At 61.7% G+C, this 21,577-nt stretch carries 15 protein-coding genes and 3 rRNA genes; all 18 read left to right on the plus strand.

Annotated features, from left to right (window positions below):
• Positions 1-58: 58 nt before the first annotated feature.
• The 18 genes from WDS16_RS08090 to WDS16_RS08175 all read left to right on the plus strand — a co-directional run bounded on the left by WDS16_RS08090 (position 59) and on the right by WDS16_RS08175 (position 21,574).
• The gene (locus tag WDS16_RS08090) at positions 59-679 is read left to right on the plus strand and encodes a DNA-3-methyladenine glycosylase (protein WP_422395820.1); all 621 of its coding nucleotides are present in this window, start codon (positions 59-61) and stop codon (positions 677-679) included.
• Positions 680-746: 67 nt separating this feature from the next.
• Positions 747-2,018 carry a tyrosine--tRNA ligase gene (tyrS, locus tag WDS16_RS08095; protein ID WP_338891876.1) on the plus strand — a complete coding sequence of 424 codons (1,272 nt, stop codon included), beginning with the start codon at positions 747-749 and terminating at the stop codon, positions 2,016-2,018.
• A gap of 555 nt (positions 2,019-2,573) precedes the next feature.
• Positions 2,574-4,091, plus strand: a 16S ribosomal RNA gene (locus tag WDS16_RS08100).
• Positions 4,092-4,430: 339 nt separating this feature from the next.
• A 23S ribosomal RNA gene (locus tag WDS16_RS08105) occupies positions 4,431-7,592 on the plus strand.
• A gap of 142 nt (positions 7,593-7,734) precedes the next feature.
• Positions 7,735-7,851, plus strand: a 5S ribosomal RNA gene (rrf, locus tag WDS16_RS08110).
• Together the 16S, 23S and 5S rRNA genes form the textbook arrangement of a ribosomal RNA operon.
• Before the next feature lie 138 nt (positions 7,852-7,989).
• Positions 7,990-8,892 (plus strand): hypothetical protein, encoded by a 903-nt coding sequence (locus tag WDS16_RS08115; RefSeq protein ID WP_338891878.1) that lies wholly within the window; start codon positions 7,990-7,992, stop codon positions 8,890-8,892.
• Entirely contained in the window at positions 8,889-9,896 is a 1,008-nt protein-coding gene (locus tag WDS16_RS08120) for an HAD-IIA family hydrolase (protein ID WP_338891880.1), read from the plus strand. Before WDS16_RS08115 ends, WDS16_RS08120 begins: the two co-directional genes overlap by 4 nt.
• Before the next feature lie 72 nt (positions 9,897-9,968).
• Positions 9,969-10,184 carry a hypothetical protein gene (locus WDS16_RS08125; RefSeq protein ID WP_338891882.1) on the plus strand — a complete coding sequence of 72 codons (216 nt, stop codon included), beginning with the start codon at positions 9,969-9,971 and terminating at the stop codon, positions 10,182-10,184.
• A gap of 17 nt (positions 10,185-10,201) precedes the next feature.
• On the plus strand, positions 10,202-11,059 hold the full coding sequence (locus WDS16_RS08130; RefSeq protein WP_338891884.1) for a TlyA family RNA methyltransferase: 858 nt from the start codon (positions 10,202-10,204) through the stop codon (positions 11,057-11,059).
• A gap of 20 nt (positions 11,060-11,079) precedes the next feature.
• The gene (locus WDS16_RS08135) at positions 11,080-12,045 is read left to right on the plus strand and encodes an NAD kinase (protein WP_338893297.1); all 966 of its coding nucleotides are present in this window, start codon (positions 11,080-11,082) and stop codon (positions 12,043-12,045) included.
• A 2-nt stretch (positions 12,046-12,047) separates the two neighbouring features.
• A complete protein-coding gene (gene recN / locus WDS16_RS08140) occupies positions 12,048-13,814 on the plus strand; it encodes a DNA repair protein RecN (RefSeq protein ID WP_338891886.1) in 1,767 nt (588 codons plus the stop codon).
• Between the two features lie 101 nt (positions 13,815-13,915).
• The gene (gene steA, locus WDS16_RS08145) at positions 13,916-15,100 is read left to right on the plus strand and encodes a putative cytokinetic ring protein SteA (protein WP_338891888.1); all 1,185 of its coding nucleotides are present in this window, start codon (positions 13,916-13,918) and stop codon (positions 15,098-15,100) included.
• Positions 15,097-16,041, plus strand: coding sequence for a copper transporter (locus tag WDS16_RS08150; RefSeq protein WP_338891890.1), 945 nt, complete (start codon positions 15,097-15,099; stop codon positions 16,039-16,041). The genes steA and WDS16_RS08150 overlap by 4 nt, the downstream gene beginning before the upstream one ends.
• A 152-nt stretch (positions 16,042-16,193) precedes the next feature.
• Complete coding sequence (locus tag WDS16_RS08155) at positions 16,194-17,939, plus strand: CTP synthase (RefSeq protein WP_338891892.1); 1,746 nt, start codon at positions 16,194-16,196, stop codon at positions 17,937-17,939.
• Positions 17,936-18,574, plus strand: a complete 639-nt coding sequence (locus tag WDS16_RS08160) for an NUDIX hydrolase (RefSeq protein WP_338891894.1) — start codon at positions 17,936-17,938, stop codon at positions 18,572-18,574. Before WDS16_RS08155 ends, WDS16_RS08160 begins: the two co-directional genes overlap by 4 nt.
• Positions 18,574-19,488 (plus strand): site-specific tyrosine recombinase XerD, encoded by a 915-nt coding sequence (xerD, locus tag WDS16_RS08165; RefSeq protein ID WP_338893298.1) that lies wholly within the window; start codon positions 18,574-18,576, stop codon positions 19,486-19,488. Before WDS16_RS08160 ends, xerD begins: the two co-directional genes overlap by 1 nt.
• Positions 19,489-19,831: 343 nt before the next feature.
• Entirely contained in the window at positions 19,832-20,731 is a 900-nt protein-coding gene (locus WDS16_RS08170) for a ParA family protein (protein WP_422395821.1), read from the plus strand.
• Positions 20,732-20,734: 3 nt separating this feature from the next.
• Positions 20,735-21,574, plus strand: coding sequence for a segregation and condensation protein A (locus WDS16_RS08175; protein WP_338891896.1), 840 nt, complete (start codon positions 20,735-20,737; stop codon positions 21,572-21,574).
• Positions 21,575-21,577: the final 3 nt, after the last annotated feature.

Here is a 21,577-nt window from a genome sequence, read left to right on the forward strand (position 1 = left end):
AATCATCGTGTGATGAATTTAAGCCTGCCGGCCGATACGGTCAAGGGTGCGGGCAAGATTGGTGGATGTGGACGTCGACATCCTGAGAGCCCATCCGACAGAGGCTGCTCGGCGTCTGGTCGGCGCTCGGATCCGGGCCGGCGATGTGGTGATGCGGATCGTCGAAGTGGAGGCCTACGGCGGCCCGGATGCTGGTGCATGGCCGGATCCGGCAGCGCACTCTTTTCGCGGTCCGACACCGCGAAACTCGGTGATGTTCGGACCTGCCGGACGGTTGTACGTCTACCTGAGTTACGGGATGCACCTGTGCGTGAACATCACGTGCGGTCCGGACGGTGATGCCGCTGCCGTGCTGCTTCGTGCAGGAGAAGTAGTCGAGGGGCTCGACACCGTCCGAGCGCGGAGGGGACAGCGACCGGTTGTGGCCAAGCTCGCCAGCGGACCTGGAAACCTAGGGCAAGCTCTCGGGGTCACGCTCAGTGACAACGGGATCGATGTCCTCGATTCCGCTTCCTCGATCACGCTGTTCGACTGTGCGGACGTCGACGCGCACGTGGACATCGCCGAAGGTCCGCGAGTCGGCGTGAGCACCGCCGCCGACAGGCCGTGGCGGTTCTGGATCCGAGGCTCTGCGGCGATATCGAGCTACCGGCGGAGCCCACGGGCCGCACCGGCCTGACCGTTCGCAATCGACAACAACAGGGCTGGCGTACCCAGGTGCGTAGGGATGCGGGAAGATCGACGTCGTGAGCAAGAACATCATCGACGAACTGACCTGGCGCGGATTGATCGCGCAGTCCACCGACGTGGACGCCATGAAGAAGGCGACGTCCGACGGCCCGATCACTCTCTATGCGGGTTTCGACCCGACCGGACCGAGCCTTCATGCAGGTCATCTCGTTCCGCTGTTGGCGCTCAAGAGATTTCAACGAGCAGGTCACCGGCCGATCGTGATGGCGGGCGGAGCCACGGGGCTCATCGGTGATCCGCGTGACGTGGGGGAGCGGGTCATGAACTCCGCCGAGACCGTCTCCGACTGGGCCGATCGCATTCGCGGCCAGCTCGAGCGCTTCGTCGAGTTCGACGACAGTCCGACCGGCGCGATCGTGGAAAACAACCTGAACTGGACGGGTGAACTGACGGCGATCGACTTCCTCCGGGATATTGGCAAGCACTTCTCGATCAATGTCATGTTGGCCCGCGACACGGTGAAGACGCGTCTCGAAGCAGACGGTATGTCGTACACCGAGTTCAGCTACATGCTTCTGCAGGCCAATGACTTCGTTCAGCTTCGGCGGACCTACGGGTGCACCATGCAGATCGGTGGATCCGATCAATGGGGCAACATCGTCGCGGGTGTGGAACTGAACCGGCGCACGGATGCCGAATCGGTGCACGGGCTGACCGTCCCGCTGGTGACCTCGGCCGACGGCAAGAAGTTCGGTAAGTCGACCGGTGGCGGAAGCCTGTGGCTGGATCCGGAAATGACTAGCCCGTACGCCTGGTACCAGTACTTCGTGAACACCGGCGACGCGGACGTCGTGAAGTACCTGCGGTGGTTCACGTTCCTCGAGCAGGATGAACTTGCCGAGCTCGACGAGGCCACGCGCGAGCGTCCACATGGCAGGGAAGCGCAGAAGCGTCTTGCCGCCGAGATGACGACGCTCGTGCATGGCGAGGCGAACACCCGGGCGGTGGAGCTGGCTAGTCAGGCGTTGTTCGGGCGCGCGGAGCTCAGTGACCTCGACGAGCTGACGCTCGCGGCGGCATTGAGCGAGACCTCGGTCGCGGAGCTGTCAGTCGGGGAGCCGTCGACCATCGTCGATCTGCTTGTCGCGACCGGGTTGTCGGAGAGCAAGAGTGCCGCTCGCCGTGCGGTGAAGGAAGGTGGCGCGTCGGTCAACAACCAGAAGATCGCCGACGAAGAGTGGACTCCGTCGCCCGAAGACTTGCTGCACGGTCGATGGCTCGTCGTGCGACGCGGAAAACGTAACTTCGCGGGCGTTCGCATGAACTGATGCCGGCCAGGTCCTGGAGTGCCGCGAGTCACATTCGTGTAATTGTGCGGTTCAGGCGGGCAGGACGGCTCGAACCGGGTCGCTACCTCGGCGTTTGCCGGGGTGCGGCCTGCTGACCTGGGGATTTGACGCGGCGTTCCCGCTCGCGTAACTTTTGTCGAGTCAGAGCGACGGACACCGACCAGGTCTTCACGGATGTGGCAACGAGGTTGTACGGGTTCTGGCGATGGAAGTGTAGTGTTGGTTTGTCCCCCAAGAGTCGGGCCTTGTGTCCGAGACCAAGCTGGGATAGGCTGGAACAGTTGCCCTCGATGCTTGCAGACGGTGTGTCTGTGGGTGTTGGGTGTGTGCGTGTTCTTTGAGAACTCAACAGTGTGTCGATGAATGTCAGTGCCGAAATTTTTTGTTTTGGTGAATGCATTCGATGTATCAGTCATCCGCTTGTGGTGGTTGTTGTCGGGTGTTGTTTTATTTTTGCTAGTTGAGTTTTTTTGCTAGTGATTTGACTCTTTTGTCTATGACTGATTTGTGGTTTCGACCATTGATCGAGAGTCTTTTACGGAGAGTTTGATCCTGGCTCAGGACGAACGCTGGCGGCGTGCTTAACACATGCAAGTCGAGCGGTAAGGCCTTTCGGGGTACACGAGCGGCGAACGGGTGAGTAACACGTGGGTGATCTGCCCTGCACTCTGGGATAAGCCTGGGAAACTGGGTCTAATACTGGATATGACCACAGCATGCATGTGTTGTGGTGGAAAGATTTATCGGTGCAGGATGGGCCCGCGGCCTATCAGCTTGTTGGTGGGGTAATGGCCTACCAAGGCGACGACGGGTAGCCGACCTGAGAGGGTGACCGGCCACACTGGGACTGAGACACGGCCCAGACTCCTACGGGAGGCAGCAGTGGGGAATATTGCACAATGGGCGGAAGCCTGATGCAGCGACGCCGCGTGAGGGATGAAGGCCTTCGGGTTGTAAACCTCTTTCAGCAGGGACGAAGCGTGAGTGACGGTACCTGCAGAAGAAGCACCGGCTAACTACGTGCCAGCAGCCGCGGTAATACGTAGGGTGCGAGCGTTGTCCGGAATTACTGGGCGTAAAGAGTTCGTAGGCGGTTTGTCGCGTCGTTTGTGAAAACCCGGGGCTCAACTTCGGGCTTGCAGGCGATACGGGCAGACTTGAGTGTTTCAGGGGAGACTGGAATTCCTGGTGTAGCGGTGAAATGCGCAGATATCAGGAGGAACACCGGTGGCGAAGGCGGGTCTCTGGGAAACAACTGACGCTGAGGAACGAAAGCGTGGGTAGCAAACAGGATTAGATACCCTGGTAGTCCACGCCGTAAACGGTGGGCGCTAGGTGTGGGTTCCTTCCACGGGATCTGTGCCGTAGCTAACGCATTAAGCGCCCCGCCTGGGGAGTACGGCCGCAAGGCTAAAACTCAAAGGAATTGACGGGGGCCCGCACAAGCGGCGGAGCATGTGGATTAATTCGATGCAACGCGAAGAACCTTACCTGGGTTTGACATACACCGGAAAACCGTAGAGATACGGTCCCCCTTGTGGTCGGTGTACAGGTGGTGCATGGCTGTCGTCAGCTCGTGTCGTGAGATGTTGGGTTAAGTCCCGCAACGAGCGCAACCCTTGTCTTATGTTGCCAGCGCGTTATGGCGGGGACTCGTAAGAGACTGCCGGGGTCAACTCGGAGGAAGGTGGGGACGACGTCAAGTCATCATGCCCCTTATGTCCAGGGCTTCACACATGCTACAATGGCCAGTACAGAGGGCTGCGAGACCGTGAGGTGGAGCGAATCCCTTAAAGCTGGTCTCAGTTCGGATCGGGGTCTGCAACTCGACCCCGTGAAGTCGGAGTCGCTAGTAATCGCAGATCAGCAACGCTGCGGTGAATACGTTCCCGGGCCTTGTACACACCGCCCGTCACGTCATGAAAGTCGGTAACACCCGAAGCCGGTGGCCTAACCCCTTGTGGGAGGGAGCCGTCGAAGGTGGGATCGGCGATTGGGACGAAGTCGTAACAAGGTAGCCGTACCGGAAGGTGCGGCTGGATCACCTCCTTTCTAAGGAGCATTCTCCAGGCCGTGCACTGCTGAACAGTCAGTAGATGATGGTGTGGCAGAGCCCGTTTCGTTCCCACATGTGGAACGGCGGGAGCTCACGGGTGGAACACTGACAATCAGACATCGCGTATCGGGGAGTCTTCAATGACTGTCCGGCGGTGGCTATATCGATGCACTGTTGGGTCCTGAGAGAACACGTGAGTGTTTCTTTCTAGGCAAGACATATACAGGCTTTCGCTTTCTAGCAGACCGCATCACTTCGGTGGTGGTCATGGTGTGGAGTGTGGGTGGGAGTGTGTGTGTTGTTTGAGAATTGCACAGTGGACGCGAGCATCTTTATTGTAAGTAGTTTAGAGCGTACGGTGGATGCCTTGGCACCAGGAGCCGATGAAGGACGTAGGAGGCTGCGATAAGCCTCGGGGAGCTGTCAACCGAGCTGTGATCCGAGGGTGTCCGAATGGGGAAACCCAGCACGAGTGATGTCGTGTTACCTGCACCTGAATATATAGGGTGTGTGGAGGGAACGTGGGGAAGTGAAACATCTCAGTACCCACAGGAAGAGAAAACAATTGTGATTCCGTGAGTAGTGGCGAGCGAAAGCGGAGGAGGCCAAACTTTGTGCGTGTGATACCCGGCAGGGGTTGCGTATGGAGGGTTGTGGGGTTTGCTTTGTCGATTCTGCCGGATCGGCCGACAGTGAGAAATCATGGTGTTAGTCGAAGTGGTCTGGAACGGCCTGTCGTAGAGGGTGAGAGTCCCGTAGACGAAAATACTGTGACTGTTGTAGTGGATACCCAAGTAGCAGCGGGCCCGTGAAATCTGCTGTGAATCTGTCGGGACCACCCGATAAGCCTGAATACTCCCTGGTGACCGATAGCGGACTAGTACCGTGAGGGAAAGGTGAAAAGTACCCCGGGAGGGGAGTGAAATAGTACCTGAAACCGTGCGCTTACAATCCGTCAGAGCCTTCGAGTGACTTGTTCGCTGGGGGTGATGGCGTGCCTTTTGAAGAATGAGCCTGCGAGTTAGTGGCATGTCGCGAGGTTAACCCGTGTGGGGTAGCCGTAGCGAAAGCGAGTCCGAATAGGGCGTATCCATGTTATGTGGTGTAGTGGCGTGTTCTAGACCCGAAGCGGAGTGATCTACCCATGGCCAGGTTGAAGCGACGGTAAGACGTCGTGGAGGACCGAACCCACTTAGGTTGAAAACTGAGGGGATGAGTTGTGGGTAGGGGTGAAAGGCCAATCAAACTCCGTGATAGCTGGTTCTCCCCGAAATGCATTTAGGTGCAGCGTCACGTGTTTCTCATCGGAGGTAGAGCTACTGGATGGTCTAGGGGGCTTACCGGCTTACCGAAATCAGCCAAACTCCGAATGCCGATGAGTGAGAGCGTGGCAGTGAGACTGCGGGCGATAAGGTTCGTAGTCGAGAGGGAAACAGCCCAGATCGCCAGCTAAGGTCCCTAAGCGTGTACTAAGTGGAAAAGGATGTGGGGTCGCGAAGACAACCAGGAGGTTGGCTTAGAAGCAGCCACCCTTGAAAGAGTGCGTAATAGCTCACTGGTCAAGTGATCCTGCGCCGACAATGTAGCGGGGCTCAAGTACACCACCGAAGCTGCGGCACTCACACAATAGCCCGCATATCCCTTACGGGGGGTGTGCCAGGTGTGTGGGTGGGTAGGGGAGCGTCGTGCAGCCGTGGAAGCATCGGAGTGATCCAGGTGTGGAGGCTGCGCGAGTGAGAATGCAGGCATGAGTAGCGAAAGACGAGTGAGAAACTCGTCCGCCGAATGACCAAGGGTTCCTGGGCCAGGTTAATCCGCCCAGGGTGAGTCGGGACCTAAGACGAGGCCGACAGGCGTAGCCGATGGACAACGGGTTGATATTCCCGTACCCGTGTGAACGCGCCCATGGTGAATCAGTGACACTAACCACCCTGAATCCACGTTACCGATCTCTTTCGAGAGTGAGGGGTGTGGTGGATGCGTGGGACCTGATCTGGTAGTAGCCAAGCGATGGGGTGACGCAGGAAGGTAGCTGGGCCAGTCAGTGGTAGTACTGGTGTAAGCCTGTAGGGCGAACGGTAGGCAAATCCGCCGTTCATTCGAGCCTGAGAGGTGATGCGTAGCCGATTGAGGCGAATTCAGTGATCCTATGCTGCCGAGAAAAGCCTCTAGCGAGCTTTCACACGGCCCGTACCCCAAACCGACACAGGTGGTCAGGTAGAGAATACTAAGGCGATCGAGATAACTATGGTTAAGGAACTCGGCAAAATGCCCCCGTAACTTCGGGAGAAGGGGGACCTCGTTCGGTGATCACTCTTGCAGTGTGAGCTGGGTGGGGTCGCAGAGACCAGTGAGAAGCGACTGTTTACTAAAAACACAGGTCCGTGCGAAGTCGTAAGACGATGTATACGGACTGACGCCTGCCCGGTGCTGGAAGGTTAAGAGGACCGGTTAACTGCCCTTGTGGTGGTGAAGCTGAGAATTTAAGCCCCAGTAAACGGCGGTGGTAACTATAACCATCCTAAGGTAGCGAAATTCCTTGTCGGGTAAGTTCCGACCTGCACGAATGGCGTAACGACTTCTCAGCTGTCTCAACCATAGACTCGGCGAAATTGCAGTACGAGTAAAGATGCTCGTTACGCGCGGCAGGACGAAAAGACCCCGGGACCTTCACTATAGCTTGGTATTGGTGTTCGGTTCGGTTTGTGTAGGATAGGTGGGAGACTGTGAAGCGGTGACGCTAGTTACTGTGGAGTCGTTGTTGAAATACCACTCTGATCGTATTGGATACCTCAACCTCGGACCATGATCTGGTTCAGGGACAGTGCCTGGTGGGTAGTTTAACTGGGGCGGTTGCCTCCTAAAATGTAACGGAGGCGCCCAAAGGTTCCCTCAGCCTGGTTGGCAATCAGGTGTCGAGTGCAAGTGCACAAGGGAGCTTGACTGTGAGACTGACAAGTCGAGCAGGGACGAAAGTCGGGACTAGTGATCCGGCACCGGCATGTGGAAGCGGTGTCGCTCAACGGATAAAAGGTACCCCGGGGATAACAGGCTGATCTTCCCCAAGAGTCCATATCGACGGGATGGTTTGGCACCTCGATGTCGGCTCGTCGCATCCTGGGGCTGGAGTAGGTCCCAAGGGTTGGGCTGTTCGCCCATTAAAGCGGCACGCGAGCTGGGTTTAGAACGTCGTGAGACAGTTCGGTCTCTATCCGCCGCGCGCGTTAGAAACTTGAGGAAGGCTGTCCCTAGTACGAGAGGACCGGGACGGACGAACCTCTGGTGTGCCAGTTGTTCCACCAGGAGCACCGCTGGTTAGCTACGTTCGGAAGGGATAACCGCTGAAAGCATCTAAGCGGGAAGCCTGTTCCAAGATGAGGTTTCTCACCCCCTCGAGGGGGTAAGGCCCCCGGCAGACCACCGGGTTGATAGGCCAGAACTGGAAGTCGGGTAACCGATGCAGGTGACTGGTACTAATAGGCCGAGGACTTACCATAAAAAAAATGCAAGCGCGTCCACTGTGCAATATCTGAAACAACACACGTTTCAGGTTGTATCGACAATTGAATGAACCAACATGTTCACCAGCACGATCGGTGACACATCTGTTGTGTTCCGTGTGTAACTGTTTCGCAGAGTTACGGCGGCCATAGCGGAGGGGAAACGCCCGGTCCCATTCCGAACCCGGAAGCTAAGCCCTCCAGCGCCGATGGTACTGCACTCGACAGGGTGTGGGAGAGTAGGACACCGCCGAACACATTTTGAACGAAGGGGACCCACATCGTGGGTCCCCTTTTTTTCGGTTTCAGCGCTTCGAAGTCGGATGCAGCGTCAGCTCGAATGAACTGTCTGCTTGGATGAAGAAGCTTCAACTTACGATCGAAAGGAACCGTTGTGCCGGAAGACAGCAACGACCGCCGCTCCTTCCGTGGTGACGGGACCCCTCGCTCCAATGATTCGCGGGGTCGGACCGGTGGCCGCCCCGACGGCGCAGGCCGCTCCGGGAATGCGCGTCGCCCGGAAGGTGGCGCCCCCCGTGCCGGAGGTCCTCCGCGACGGCGCGGGGGCGAAGGCGGATTCTCCGGCGACCGCGGTCCGAGCGGATCTGCGGACCGCCGTCCGCCGCGTCCGGATGAGCCCGACCTTCCCGACGAGTTGGAGGCAAGCGAACTGGATCCAGCCGTGCGCCGTGATCTCCTCAGCTTGGACAAGAACAACGCGACCGCCGTCGCTCGCCATCTGGTGATGGCTGGCCGTCTGGTAGACGACGATCCGCAGCTGGCGTTACAGCACGCTCGTGCAGCTCGGCAGCGCGCCGGTCGCATCGCCGTGGTACGCGAAACTGCGGGCATCACCGCGTACCACGCCGGCGAATGGGCGGAAGCTCTGTCTGAGCTCCGCGCAGCACGCCGGATGGCGGGTGGCCCCGGGCACCTCGCAGTGATGGCGGACTGCGAACGTGGCCTCGGTCGGCCCGAACGCGCCATCGAACTCGGTCGAAGCGACGAAGCCAGAGCCCTGACCGGTGAGGAGGCGTCGGAACTCCGCATTGTCGTTGCTGGTGCCCGCATGGACCTCAGTGAATTCGATCAGGCCGTCGTCACCCTGCAGACACCCGACCTCGATTCCTCGCGCTCCGGTACCGCCGCAGCTCGCCTGTTCTACGTGTACGCGGACGCGCTCGTCGCGGCCGGTCGTGTCGAAGAGGGCGTCAAGTGGTTCCTCAACGCGGCAGCTGCCGACGTCGACAACGAAACCGACGCCGAAGAGCGCGTCGAGGAGCTGTCCGGGCAGTGAGCACACAGGCGTCGACGACTCTTCGTGGACATCACGACGTTCTGCTTCTCGACCTCGACGGAACTGTCTATCAGGGCAAGGATCCGATCATCGGAGCTGTCGATGCCTTGAAGCAGGGCGTCGAAAAGCAGTATTTCGTCACGAACAATGCCAGTCGATCGCCATCCGACGTAGCTGAACATCTGCAGGAGCTCGGCTTCGAGACTTCCGAGGAGTTCGTGGTCACGAGTGCTCAGGTCGCAGCCAGGATGCTCTCCGAACGTGTACCGGCGGGGTCTGCCGTCGTCGTGGTTGGCACCGATGCTTTGGCGAACGAGATCTCGCTCGTCGGCCTGCAGCCGGTACGAAGCGCGGACGGCGAGCCGGCGGCGGTGGTTCAGGGACACAACCCCGCCACGGACTGGGGGATCCTCGCCGAAGCAACGTTCGCGATCAGAACCGGCGCGGTCTGGGTCGCGACCAACACCGACGCCACACTGCCTACCGAACGCGGTTTGGCCCCTGGCAACGGATCGATGGTTGCATCTGTTCGAACCGCGACCGGCGTCGAACCTCTGGTGGCGGGCAAACCGGCGGCGCCGATCATGCAGGACGCGATCCGGCTCAGCGGGGCCGAACGACCGTTGGTCGTCGGCGATCGTCTCGACACCGACATTGCGGGTGCAACAGCCACAGAGATTCCGTCGTTGTTGGTCCTGACTGGTGTCAGTAGTGCGCTCGATGCTGTGCGGGCAGTCAAGTCCGAGCGCCCCACACACATCGGATTCGACCTCGATGTATTGAACCTCCCTGCAGCCAGATCTGTCGTCGGCCAGAAGGACGGTTGGACCGGGTCCGTGACGGACGGAGTACTCACGTTGCACTATGCCGGTCACGACACCGCAGACACACTCGACGGACTTCTCGTAGCAGCGGCGACGGCATGGCAGGACACAGCCGAATGGACGGCCGTTAGGGTTCAGGGCGTCGGCACCGACGTCCTGAGAGAACTGCTTACTCGCTGAGCCTTGCTCTTGGTCAGGGCCCGGGTCGGGCACTGGGGCGAGCGCCGGACCGATCCGATAGCGTTAGCAGCGATGAGCACGTCGATTCCACTTCCCGGGCAGCATCGTCCGCCTGATTCAGCGACCCCTGCGGTCGAGCCGGATTCCGTCGAATCCGAGGTCGATGCGCTGTTGAATCGTCTCCCCGGTGACCGTGATGCGCCGATGGACCTCGATCTTCAGGCGCAGATTCTCGAACGTGCACACGACGTTCTGGTCAATGCGCTGTCCTCGGTGGACAGAACCTGACATGGACAACAGCTGACATGGCCCGGCGCGCACGCGTCGACGCCGAACTCGTACGTCGAGGATTGGCCCGTTCACGCGAACATGCTGTCGAGTTGATCGATTCCGGCCGCGTCAAGATTGCCGGCACGGTCGCAACGAAGCCGGCCACTGCGGTGGAACCCGGTACTCCGCTGGTGGTGTCCGAGGAGGACAACGAGGTCCAGTGGGCTTCGCGTGGGGCGCACAAGCTGTTGGGCGCACTCGATGTATTCGAGCGCGGCGGCCTTTCGGTGGAAGGCAAGCGGTGTCTCGACGCAGGAGCGTCCACCGGTGGCTTCACGGACGTTCTGCTCAGCAAAGGTGCGAAGGAAGTGGTGGCCGTCGACGTCGGCTATGGACAGCTGGTGTGGCGGTTGCAGTCCGATGAGCGAGTTCACGTCATCGATCGCACCAATGTGCGTTCGATCGATGCGGAGACGATCGGTGGAACTGTGGAGGTCGTCGTCGCGGACCTGTCGTTCATCTCTCTCAAGTTGGTACTGCCGGCGTTCGTCGCGTGCTCTGCTCCAGGAACCGATTTGGCCCTGATGGTGAAGCCTCAGTTCGAGGTCGGCAAGGACCGCGTGGGCTCGGGCGGGGTCGTCCGGGATCCGGCGCTCCGAGTGCAATCGGTGGTCGAGGTGGCCGAGGCTGCCGCTGAGCTGGGGTTGTCGTTGCAGGATGTGACCGCAAGTCCACTGCCAGGGCCCTCGGGCAACGTCGAGTACTTTTTGTGGCTACGATCTCACCGGGAGTCGGGCCTTCGGACCGACCCCGATCCCGCCGTGCCGAACGATTCCACCGATCGCGATGTGGTGGCGTTGGTGCAGCACGCAGTCGAGGAAGGTCCACAGTGACGGAGGTGCCGGTGACGGAGATGCCTCTGACGGCGGGGGAGCCGGTGACATCTCCGGTGCGTGAGGTCCTGCTGGTGTCTCACCCAGGACGGCGCGATATCGCCGAGACCGCACGGCGGGTGGCGAAGGTATTCGGCGAAGCCGGAATCCGGCTTCGCGTGCTGCTCGACGAGGCCGACTCGACTCGGATCGAAGCTCTCGGCGCCGACAGGACCGATACTGAGCTCGCTTCCGAACTGACCTTGAACGTCATCGAATTCGGTCCGGAAGCCGCTGTCGGTTGTGAACTCGTGCTGGTTCTCGGGGGTGACGGGACGTTCTTGCGTGCGGCCGAGCTCGCCCAGGCTGCCGGAATTCCCGTGCTGGGTATCAACCTTGGTCGCATCGGGTTTCTCGCCGAAGCCGAAGTCGACAACTTGGAGGACGCGTTGGCACGCGTCATCAGCCGCGACTACCGAATCGAAGAGCGGATGACGCTCGACATTGCGATCCGTGTCGGCGATCAGGTGGTCGAGCGAGGCTGGGCGTTGAACGAAGCGAGCATCGAGAACGGTTCGCGTCTAGGCGTTCTCGAAGTTGTTCTCGAAGTGGACGGCAGGCCGGTGTCCGCGTTCGGTTGCGACGGCGTTCTCGTCGCAACACCGACCGGCTCCACCGCGTATGCATTCTCCGCCGGCGGTCCTGTCGTCTGGCCCGAGCTCGAGGCAATCCTGGTCATACCCAGTAATGCCCATGCTTTGTTCGCGCGCCCGCTGGTGACCAGTCCGGAATCACTCATTGCAGTCGAGACCGACGCGGGTGGCCACGATGCCCTCGTGTTCTGCGATGGCAGAAGAACCATGAAGCTACCGGCCGGGGGACGCGTCGAGGTCATCCGTGGCGCAGCGCCGATCAAATGGGTCCGTCTGGACTCGGCACCGTTCGCTGATCGGATGGTGACCAAGTTCGCGTTGCCGACTTCCGGTTGGCGGGGGAGAGCGAGGTAATCATGCTCGAAGAAATTCGGATCGACAGCCTCGGTGTCATTTCGTCCGCAAGTGCCCAGTTCCATGAAGGTCTTACGGTTCTGACCGGCGAGACCGGCGCGGGCAAGACGATGGTCGTGACGAGCCTGCACTTGCTCTCCGGTGCGCGGGCCGACGCAGGTCGCGTTCGACTGGGGGCGGACCGGGCAGTCGTCGAAGGAAGGTTCAGTACCGAAACAGCGTCGGCCCAGGTCATCGACGAGGTCGAGAAGGTGCTCGAGTCGGCCGGTGCTCAGCGCGACGAGGACGATTCGATCATCGCTTTGCGCACAGTGAATGCAGATGGCCGGTCCCGCGCACATCTCGGCGGTCGAAGTGTTCCCGCTGCGATCCTGTCAGGATTCACCGATTCGTTGCTGACTGTCCACGGCCAGAACGACCAACTGCGATTGCTCCGAGCCGACCGTCAACTGGACGCGCTCGATCGGTTCGCCGGCGACTCCGTGTCGACGCCGCTGAAGAAGTATCGCGCTGCGCGAGCCGAATGGCTTGCGGCAAGAACAGAACTCATCGATCGAACCGAACGCAGCCGTGAGCTTGCGCAGGAGGCCGACCGTCTGCAGTTCGGCCTGCAAGAAATCGACGCAGTTGCACCGCAACCCGGTGAGGACGTTGCCATCGTGGACGATGTGCGACGGTTGGGCGACCTTGATTCTCTTCGTGAATCCGCCGAGGGTGCAGGGGCGGCACTGGTCGGAGCTGTGGACGACACAGGGGAGGGATTGTCTGCCCTGTATTTCCTCGGTGAAGCGCGAACCAGGCTCGAGGGCGCGGACGACGCGATTCTGCGAGATCTGCTTCCGCGGTTGAACGAGGCATTGGCCGTCGTCACCGACGTCGGCGCCGACCTCACGTCCTACCTCGCCGATCTGCCCTCGGATCCGTCCGCGCTCGAGACGATCTTGAACCGGCAGGCGGAGCTCAAGAGCCTGACACGCAAGTACGCAGCCGACGTCGACGGGGTCATTGCGTGGGCGGACGATGCCCGAGAGCGTTTGTCGAAGATCGATGTGTCGGCCGATGCCTTGGCCGACCTGTCGGCCCGAGTAGAGGAGACGGCCACCGAGGTTGCCGCCGCTGCCTCGAAATTGACCAGCGCGCGCAGCAAGGCTGCGGCGAAGCTTGCGAAGGCAGTCAGCGCCGAGTTGGCCGGGCTCGCCATGGGCAAGGCCAAACTGCAGCTGGACTTGCGCACTGTGCCTGCAGGCTCGCAGGACTCTGCACCGCTGTCTATCGACGGGGTCGAGCTTCACGCTGGTCAGAGTGGCGTAGACGAGGTCGAGTTCAAGCTGTCGGCTCATGACGGTGCTCAGGCGCTCCCGATCAGCAAGAGTGCGTCCGGCGGTGAGCTGTCACGGGTGATGTTGGCACTCGAAGTGGTGCTGGCAGGTTCGGACAAGGGCGCAACGATGGTCTTCGACGAGGTCGACGCCGGTGTCGGTGGCCGGGCCGCGGTCGAGGTCGGCCGTCGGCTGGCTCGATTGGCCAGAACACACCAGGTCATCGTCGTCACGCACCTTCCGCAGGTCGCCGCATTTGCCGACACTCACCTGGTCGTCGACAAGGCGGACGCAAAGAAGGGCGCGGCCAACAGCGGAGTGAAGTCGCTGTCGTCGTCGGAGAGGGTCGTCGAACTGGCTCGGATGCTCGCTGGACTCGACGACACAGAAACCGGCCGCGCACACGCGGAAGAGCTCCTGGCGACGGCCCGAGCTGATCGCGAGAACTGAGTCGGAACTGCTCGAGACTGGTGGGACTTATGTGAACGGTGTGGTAGTTGTTTCGGCGCGCCTCCACCGTCGGGCGTGTCGTCGGCGTCATCATGGGTTCCATGAAGATGCCGGCTCTGTTATCACGTAGTCAGGATTCGCTACCCGGAATCAGTGGTATCGCCCGGGTCGATCGCAACACCGCCAAGCTGCTCAAACGCGTCGGTCCGGGTGACATCGTCGTACTCGACGAACTGGACCTCGACCGTCTGACCGCAGATGCGCTCGTCGAGGCGGGTGTGCTCGCGGTCGTCAACGCATCCCCGTCGATATCGGGCAGGTACCCCAACCTCGGGCCGGAGGCGATCGTCGCAAACGGCATCATCCTGATCGACTCCGCTGGCACCGAGATCTTCAAGAAGATCAAGGACGGCACCAAGATTCGCCTCAACGAAGGCGGCGTCTACACCGGTGACCGGCGCCTTGCGAAGGGCGAGGAACAGAGCGAAGCCGAGATCTCCGATCGCATGATCGAAGCCAAGACCGGCCTCGTCGATCATCTCGAGGCGTTCTCCGGCAACACCATCGAGTTCATTCGGACCGAGAGCCCACTGCTCATCGACGGGGTCGGCGTCCCGGACATCGACATCGTCCTGCAGGACAGGCATGTCGTCATCGTTGCCGACGGACCCGGTCACGCCGAGGATCTGAAGAATCTCAAGCCGTTCATCAAGGAGTACCAACCGATCATCATCGGTGTCGGCGCGGGAGCGGACACGGCGATGAAAGCTGGTCACCGTCCGGACCTCATCGTCGGCGACCCCGAGGACATCACCGCGCAGACCCTCAAGTGCGGTGCCGAGGTCGTCCTCCCCGCAGATTCCGACGGGCATGCCAACGGCCTCGAGCGTATCCAGGATCTGGGCATCGGAGCCATGACGTTCCCGGCGACGGGTGCCCCGGCCGACCTGGCCTTGCTGCTTGCCGACCACCACGGCGCATCTCTCATCGTCGCTGTGGGTAGCCCGGCAAGTCTCGACGAGTTCTTCGATCGTGGACGACGCAACACCAATCCGGCAGCGTTCATGACTCGGTTGAAGGTCGGCGCCAAGCTTGTCGACGCGAAAGCCGTTGCCACGCTGTACCGCAGCCGCGTATCCGGTGGCGCGATCGCGCTGCTGATTCTCGCCGCGCTGGTTGCCGTCATCGTGGCGTTGGTCGTGTCCAACATGGGCGGTGAAGTCATGGACTGGGCCGTCACCATGTGGAATTCCTTCGTCACGTGGGTCCAGGGGTTGCTCGCGTGATTTCGATGCGCCAACATGCCATTTCGATCGCGGCGATCTTCGTTGCTCTGGCGATCGGAGTGGTGCTCGGTTCCGGACTGCTGTCCAGTGGTCTGGTGTCCGGGCTGCGTGATGACAAGACTGATCTCGAGAACCAGGTGGGAGCGCTGCAGAACACCAACAATCAGCTTGGCGAGCAGCTCAATTCGGCCGATGGTTTCGATGCTGCGGTGTCCGGTCGCGTAGTGCGCGACGCGTTGCTCGACCGTAGCGTCGTCGTGATCACCACCCCCGACGCCGATCCAGGTGACGTCGACGGCATCACCAGGTCGATCGAAGCGTCGGGCGCTGCGGTGACGGGTCGGGTGTCGCTCACCGACTCGTTCGTCTCGGCAGCGAGTGGCGACGATCTACGAACGCGCCTGACCAATGTGGTGCCTGCTGGTATCCAGTTGCGGACCGGTGCCATCGACCAGGGGAGTATGGCCGGCGACCTGCTTGGGTCTGTGCTGCTGCTCAATGCGCAGACTGCGGAGCCGCAGTCCTCGCCCGAGGAGTTGGCGCTTGCCCTCGAGACACTCCGGAGCGGCGGGTTCATCGCGTACGACAACGGCGCTGTGGCACCGGCTCAGCTTGCCGTGGTCGTCACCGGTGGGAACTCTGCGGACGGAGACGGGAATCGTGGTGCCATCGTCGCTCGATTCGCGGGAGGACTCGACGCCAGGGGAGCGGGAACGGTTCTTGCAGGCCGGACCGGTTCTGCGGACGGCAACGGTCCCGTCGCAGTCGTTCGTGCCGATGCGGCGCTCTCGTCGGGTGTGAGCACTGTCGACAACATCGACCGCGAAGCAGGCCGCATCACGACGCCGCTGGCGCTGCAGGAGCAACTGGACGGCGGCGCGGGCCGGTACGGAACGGGTCCGAACTCGACCGCAGTCACCGTCGGCGCCCCGGCTCGGTGATCCGTCCGACCTAGTGGGCGCGTCGTTCGCGGTGGAGGGACCATTGGTGTTACCGTGAAGACCCGTGGGCAGCAGGCCCATTTTCGATGGAGTACCTCTCTTGCCAGCTTTCTGGTAGGAGCAAGCCCTGCAGATTGGTCACGGGAGCATCATTGTCACGCCTTCAGTCGCGATCTGACACCAAGCACATCTTCGTCAGCGGAGGCGTCGCGTCTTCGCTCGGCAAGGGCCTTACGGCGTCCAGCCTCGGCCAGCTACTGACAGCACGTGGCCTTCGCGTCACCATGCAGAAGCTCGATCCCTACCTGAATGTGGATCCGGGCACCATGAATCCGTTCCAGCACGGCGAGGTCTTCGTGACCGAGGACGGTGCCGAGACGGATCTGGACGTCGGTCACTACGAGCGGTTCCTGGATCGTGATCTGTCCGGTTTCGCGAACGTGACGACCGGACAGGTGTACTCGGCGGTAATCGCCAAGGAGCGCCGCGGCGAATACCTCGGCGACACCGTTCAGGTCATCCCGCACATCACCGACGAGATCAAGAGTCGGATCCTGGCGATGAACGGTCCCGACCTTCAGGGCCACCAGCCCGACGTCGTGATCACCGAGATCGGTGGAACCGTCGGCGATATCGAATCGCAGCCCTTCCTCGAAGCGGCCCGCCAGGTACGCCACGACGTCGGCCGCGAGAACGTCTTCTTTCTGCACGTCTCGCTCGTTCCGTTTCTCGCTCCGTCCGGTGAGCTCAAGACCAAGCCGACGCAGCACTCCGTCGCCGCTCTGCGCAGCATCGGTATTCAGCCCGATGCGCTCATCCTGCGCTGCGACCGCGACGTTCCCCCGGGGCTGAAGAACAAGATCGCGCTGATGTGCGACGTCGACGTCGACGGCTGCATCTCCACTCCTGACGCGCCGTCGATCTACGACATCCCCAAGGTCCTCCACCGCGAGGGTCTCGACGCCTATGTGGTCCGCAAGCTCGGCTTGCCGTTCCGCGACGTCGACTGGACCGTCTGGGGCGGTCTGCTCGAGCGTGTCCACGAGCCACGGGAGACTGTGCGCGTCGGCCTCGTCGGCAAGTACGTCGACCTTCCCGACGCCTACCTGTCGGTCACCGAGGCTCTTCGCGCCGGCGGGTTCGCGCATCGTTCCAAGGTCGAGATCAAGTGGGTGCCCTCCGACGAGTGTGCGACGCCGGCAGGTGCGCAGGCTGCTCTCGGTGACGTCGACGCAGTTCTCATCCCCGGAGGATTCGGAATTCGCGGAATCGAAGGCAAGCTCGGCGCCATCGAATTCGCACGCACTCGCAAGGTTCCGTTGCTCGGACTGTGCCTCGGTCTGCAGTGCATGGTCATCGAAGCGGCACGTTCGGTCGGCCTCACCGACGCGAACTCGGCCGAGTTCGAACCCGACACCAAGTACGCCGTCATCTCGACGATGGCCGATCAAGAGGACGCCGTTGCCGGTGACGCCGATCTCGGCGGCACGATGCGTCTGGGGGCATACCCCGCAAAGCTGGACAAGGGATCGGTCGTCGCCGGTGCCTACGGGACAACCGAGGTGTCCGAGCGTCACCGTCACCGCTATGAGGTCAACAACACCTACCGCGACCGAATCTCCAAGAGTGGCCTCGTCTTCAGTGGAACGTCACCGGACGGGCACCTCGTCGAGTTCGTCGAGTTGCCGGCGTCCGTGCACCCGTTCTTCGTCGGCACCCAGGCGCATCCGGAGCTCAAGAGTCGCCCGACTCGTCCGCACCCACTGTTCGCCGCTCTGATCAACGCTGCGCTCGTATACAAGGCAGCGGAACGGCTTCCGGTCGACATCCACGGCGAGGACGCAGCCAAGGATTCGGAGTTCCCGGTGTCCGGTGCCACCGCCGAAAGCGTCGGATGACCGTTCCACCGTCGCGCCACGACTTCGCGACCGTCGGGTCGAAGACCGTCTACGAGGGAGCCATTCTGGCGCTTCGACTGGATCAGGTCGCGATGCCCGGCGGCCGGGTGGCCGAGCGTGAGGTCGTCGAGCATCACGGCGCTGTTGCCGTCGTGGCGCTCGACGATCAGGGCCGGGTGGCGATGATCGAGCAGTATCGGCACCCGATCGGCCGTCGACTGTGGGAACTGCCCGCCGGTTTGCTCGATGAAATCGACGAACCGCCGGTGGACGCAGCCAAGCGCGAACTGGCCGAGGAAACCGGTCTCGCAGCCGAACACTGGTCGGTTCTCGTCGATGTGATGGCGTCGCCTGGATTCACCGACGAATGCGTTCGAGTCTTCCTCGCCGAGAGCCTGTCCGCGGTGGATCGACCCGACGCCCGGGACGAGGAAGCCGACATCGTGCTCGAGTTCGTACCGCTCGACGATGCGGTTGCGCGTGCACTGTCCGGCGAGTTCGTCAACGCCTCCGCAGTGTCCGGAATCCTTGCTCTGGCAGCTGCCAGAGCGGGTTCGACACCCCTGCGCCCCGCCGATGCTCCGTGGCCGGACTTGCCGACTACGTTCGAGCGTCGGAAGAAGACGCACGGATAGTGCTTCGCGAGCAGATCTCGACGTACCTCGACCATCTCGAGGTCGAGCGAGGTGCTGCGAAGAACACCTTGTCCTCGTACCGCCGTGACCTCCGGCGGTACGAGGCATTTCTCGCCGGACACCGTATCGATGATCTCGGCGCAGTCTCCGAGGGCGACGTCAGCGAATTCGTCATGGAACTTCGTCGCGGCAGCGAAGACTCTCCGCCGCTGGCGGCAAGTTCGGCTGCTCGGACGCTCATCGCGGTGCGCGGGCTCCACAAGTTCGCTGCGCTGGAAGGAATGACGCAGGTCGACGTCGCGAGTGCCGTCAAACCTCCGACTCCTGGTCGCCGGCTCCCGAAATCGCTGCCGCTCGATCAGGTCATTGCAATCCTCGACTCGGCGACCACCGAGGGTGACGATGCGCCCCGCGGTCTGCGCGACAAGGCTCTACTCGAACTGCTCTACTCGACCGGCGCCCGAATCTCTGAGGCCGTCGGACTCGATGTGGACGACATCGACACCGAGTCTCGATCGGTGTTGCTGCGAGGCAAGGGCGACAAGCAGCGGCTCGTGCCCGTCGGTCGACCGGCAATCGAGGCCGTCGATGCCTATTTGATCCGGGGTCGGCCGGCGCTGGCGACGAAGGCGACCCCCGCTCTGTTCCTCAACGCACGTAGCGGCCGGTTGTCCAGGCAGACTGCATGGCAGGTGCTTAGAACGGCGGCGGAACGCGCGGGCGTAGCGACCGCAGTGTCACCGCACACCCTGCGGCACTCCTTCGCGACGCACCTGCTCGACGGAGGCGCGGACGTTCGCGTCGTACAGGAATTGCTCGGGCATGCTTCGGTGACGACGACGCAGATCTACACCCTCGTCACCGTCAATACGCTGCGCGAAGTGTGGGCGGAGGCGCATCCGCGCGCACGGTGACCGCTCGGCTGCGGTTTTGCGCGTGTCCGGCGAAGCTGCCGTCACGGCACGCGGTAGCGTTGATCAACGATCGTCGGCAGCTACCGCAGCCTTCGATTCGAACGGGTCGAGTACGAACGGGCCGAGAACGAATGGACAGGGGAGCGTAGGAGAAGTGTCGACACCGCAGCCGCCAGCGGCGGAGTCAGGCTCCGGGCAGACCTGGGGTGAACCGTCTCCAGTGACTTCAGCTCCAGCGCCCTCAGCTCCCGTGCCCTCAACTCCGAAACACGACTCGTCGTATCGGACCTACGAGGCCACACCCGACGGTCTGTCGCCGCAGCATCCGCACAGCGAAGGCGCGTTGTTCCACACGCGTCAACCCGAGAGCAGCCGTGAAACGAAAGACGTCATTCCTCCAGCCGATCAATTAGGTCCAACCGGTCGCAAGACGAGGGACGTTCCCGAGCCGAAGCCTCTTCCGAGCCACGGCCCGGCCAAGATCATCGCGATGTGCAACCAGAAGGGTGGCGTCGGCAAGACGACGTCGACAATCAACCTGGGTGCCTCGTTGGCTGCTTACGGACGTCGCGTGCTGCTGGTCGACCTCGATCCGCAGGGCGCACTGTCCGCAGGGCTGGGCGTCGCGCATCACGAGCTGGACTTGACGGTGTATAACCTTCTCGTCGAGTCCAAGGTCTCCGCCGACGACGTCTTGATGCGCACACGCGTCGAGAATCTCGATCTGCTACCGAGCAACATCGACCTGTCGGCCGCAGAGATTCAGTTGGTCACCGAGGTCGGCCGTGAACAGACACTCGGTCGCGTCCTGCATCCGGTGCTCGACCGATACGACTACGTATTGATCGACTGCCAGCCCTCGCTCGGGTTGTTGACCGTCAATGCACTCACCTGTGCCGACGAAGTCCTCATCCCGATGGAGTGTGAGTACTTCAGCCTGCGTGGTCTGGCGTTGCTCAACGACACGGTCGAAAAGGTGCGCGACCGACTCAACCCTCGGCTCAAGTTGGCAGGCATCGTCGTAACGATGTTCGACGCACGAACGCTGCACTCGCGTGAGGTGATGACTCGTGTCGTCGAGGTGTTCGGCGACGTCGTCTACGACACCGTGATCACCAGGACGGTCCGGTTCCCCGAAACCTCCGTCGCGGGGGAGCCGATCACCACCTGGGCTCCCAAATCCTCCGGTGCACAGGCCTATCGGGCTCTGGCCCGAGAGGTGATCTACCGGTCCGGCCCGTAAACCATGACGGAGACCGCTACCGATTCGGCCACCATCGAAGTTCCCGAAGATGTCGATCCGTCGCGTTTCCGGGTGCGATTGCTCAACTTCGAGGGTCCGTTCGATTTGCTGTTGACGCTGATCAGCCAGCATCGCCTCGACGTGACCGAAGTTGCGCTGCACACCGTCACCGACGACTTCATCTCGTTCACCAAGACCCTCGGCAAAGAGATGGGTCTGGATCAGACGACCGAGTTCCTCGTCGTCGCAGCGACATTGCTCGATCTCAAGGCTGCGCGGTTGCTCCCGTCCGGTGATGTCGAGGATGCCGAGGATCTGGCGTTGCTGGAAGTGCGCGACCTACTGTTCGCGCGATTGCTGCAGTATCGCGCGTACAAGCAGGTCGCCCAATTGTTCGGCGAGCTGGAAGCTGCTGCGCTGCGGCGTTATCCGCGGTCGGTGTCGGTCGAGGACCGGTACGCCGATCTGATACCCGAGGTGCTGCTCGGCGTCGATCCGGCGCGGTTCGCCGATATCGCTGCGGCAGCGTTTGCACCCAAGCCCATCCCCAAGGTCGGCCTCGACCACATCCATCAGCATTCGGTGTCGATTCCCGAGCAGGCAAAATGGGTCATGGACCGGCTCGAGAGCAAGGGCGAGGGGGCGTGGACTCCGTTCTCCGAGCTGACCGAGGGGTGCGAACACACCGTCGAGATCATCGCCAGATTCCTCGCCTTGCTCGAATTGTTTCGTGAGCAGGTGCTCGCGTTCGACCAGCCCGAGGCGCTGGGGGAGTTGATGGTGAGCTGGACGGGCAAGGCCAAGGCAGACGAGATCATCGTCGCGGCGGTGGACTATGGATGATCA

The organism is Rhodococcus sovatensis (assembly GCF_037327425.1).
GTDB lineage: Bacteria > Actinomycetota > Actinomycetes > Mycobacteriales > Mycobacteriaceae > Rhodococcoides > Rhodococcoides sovatense.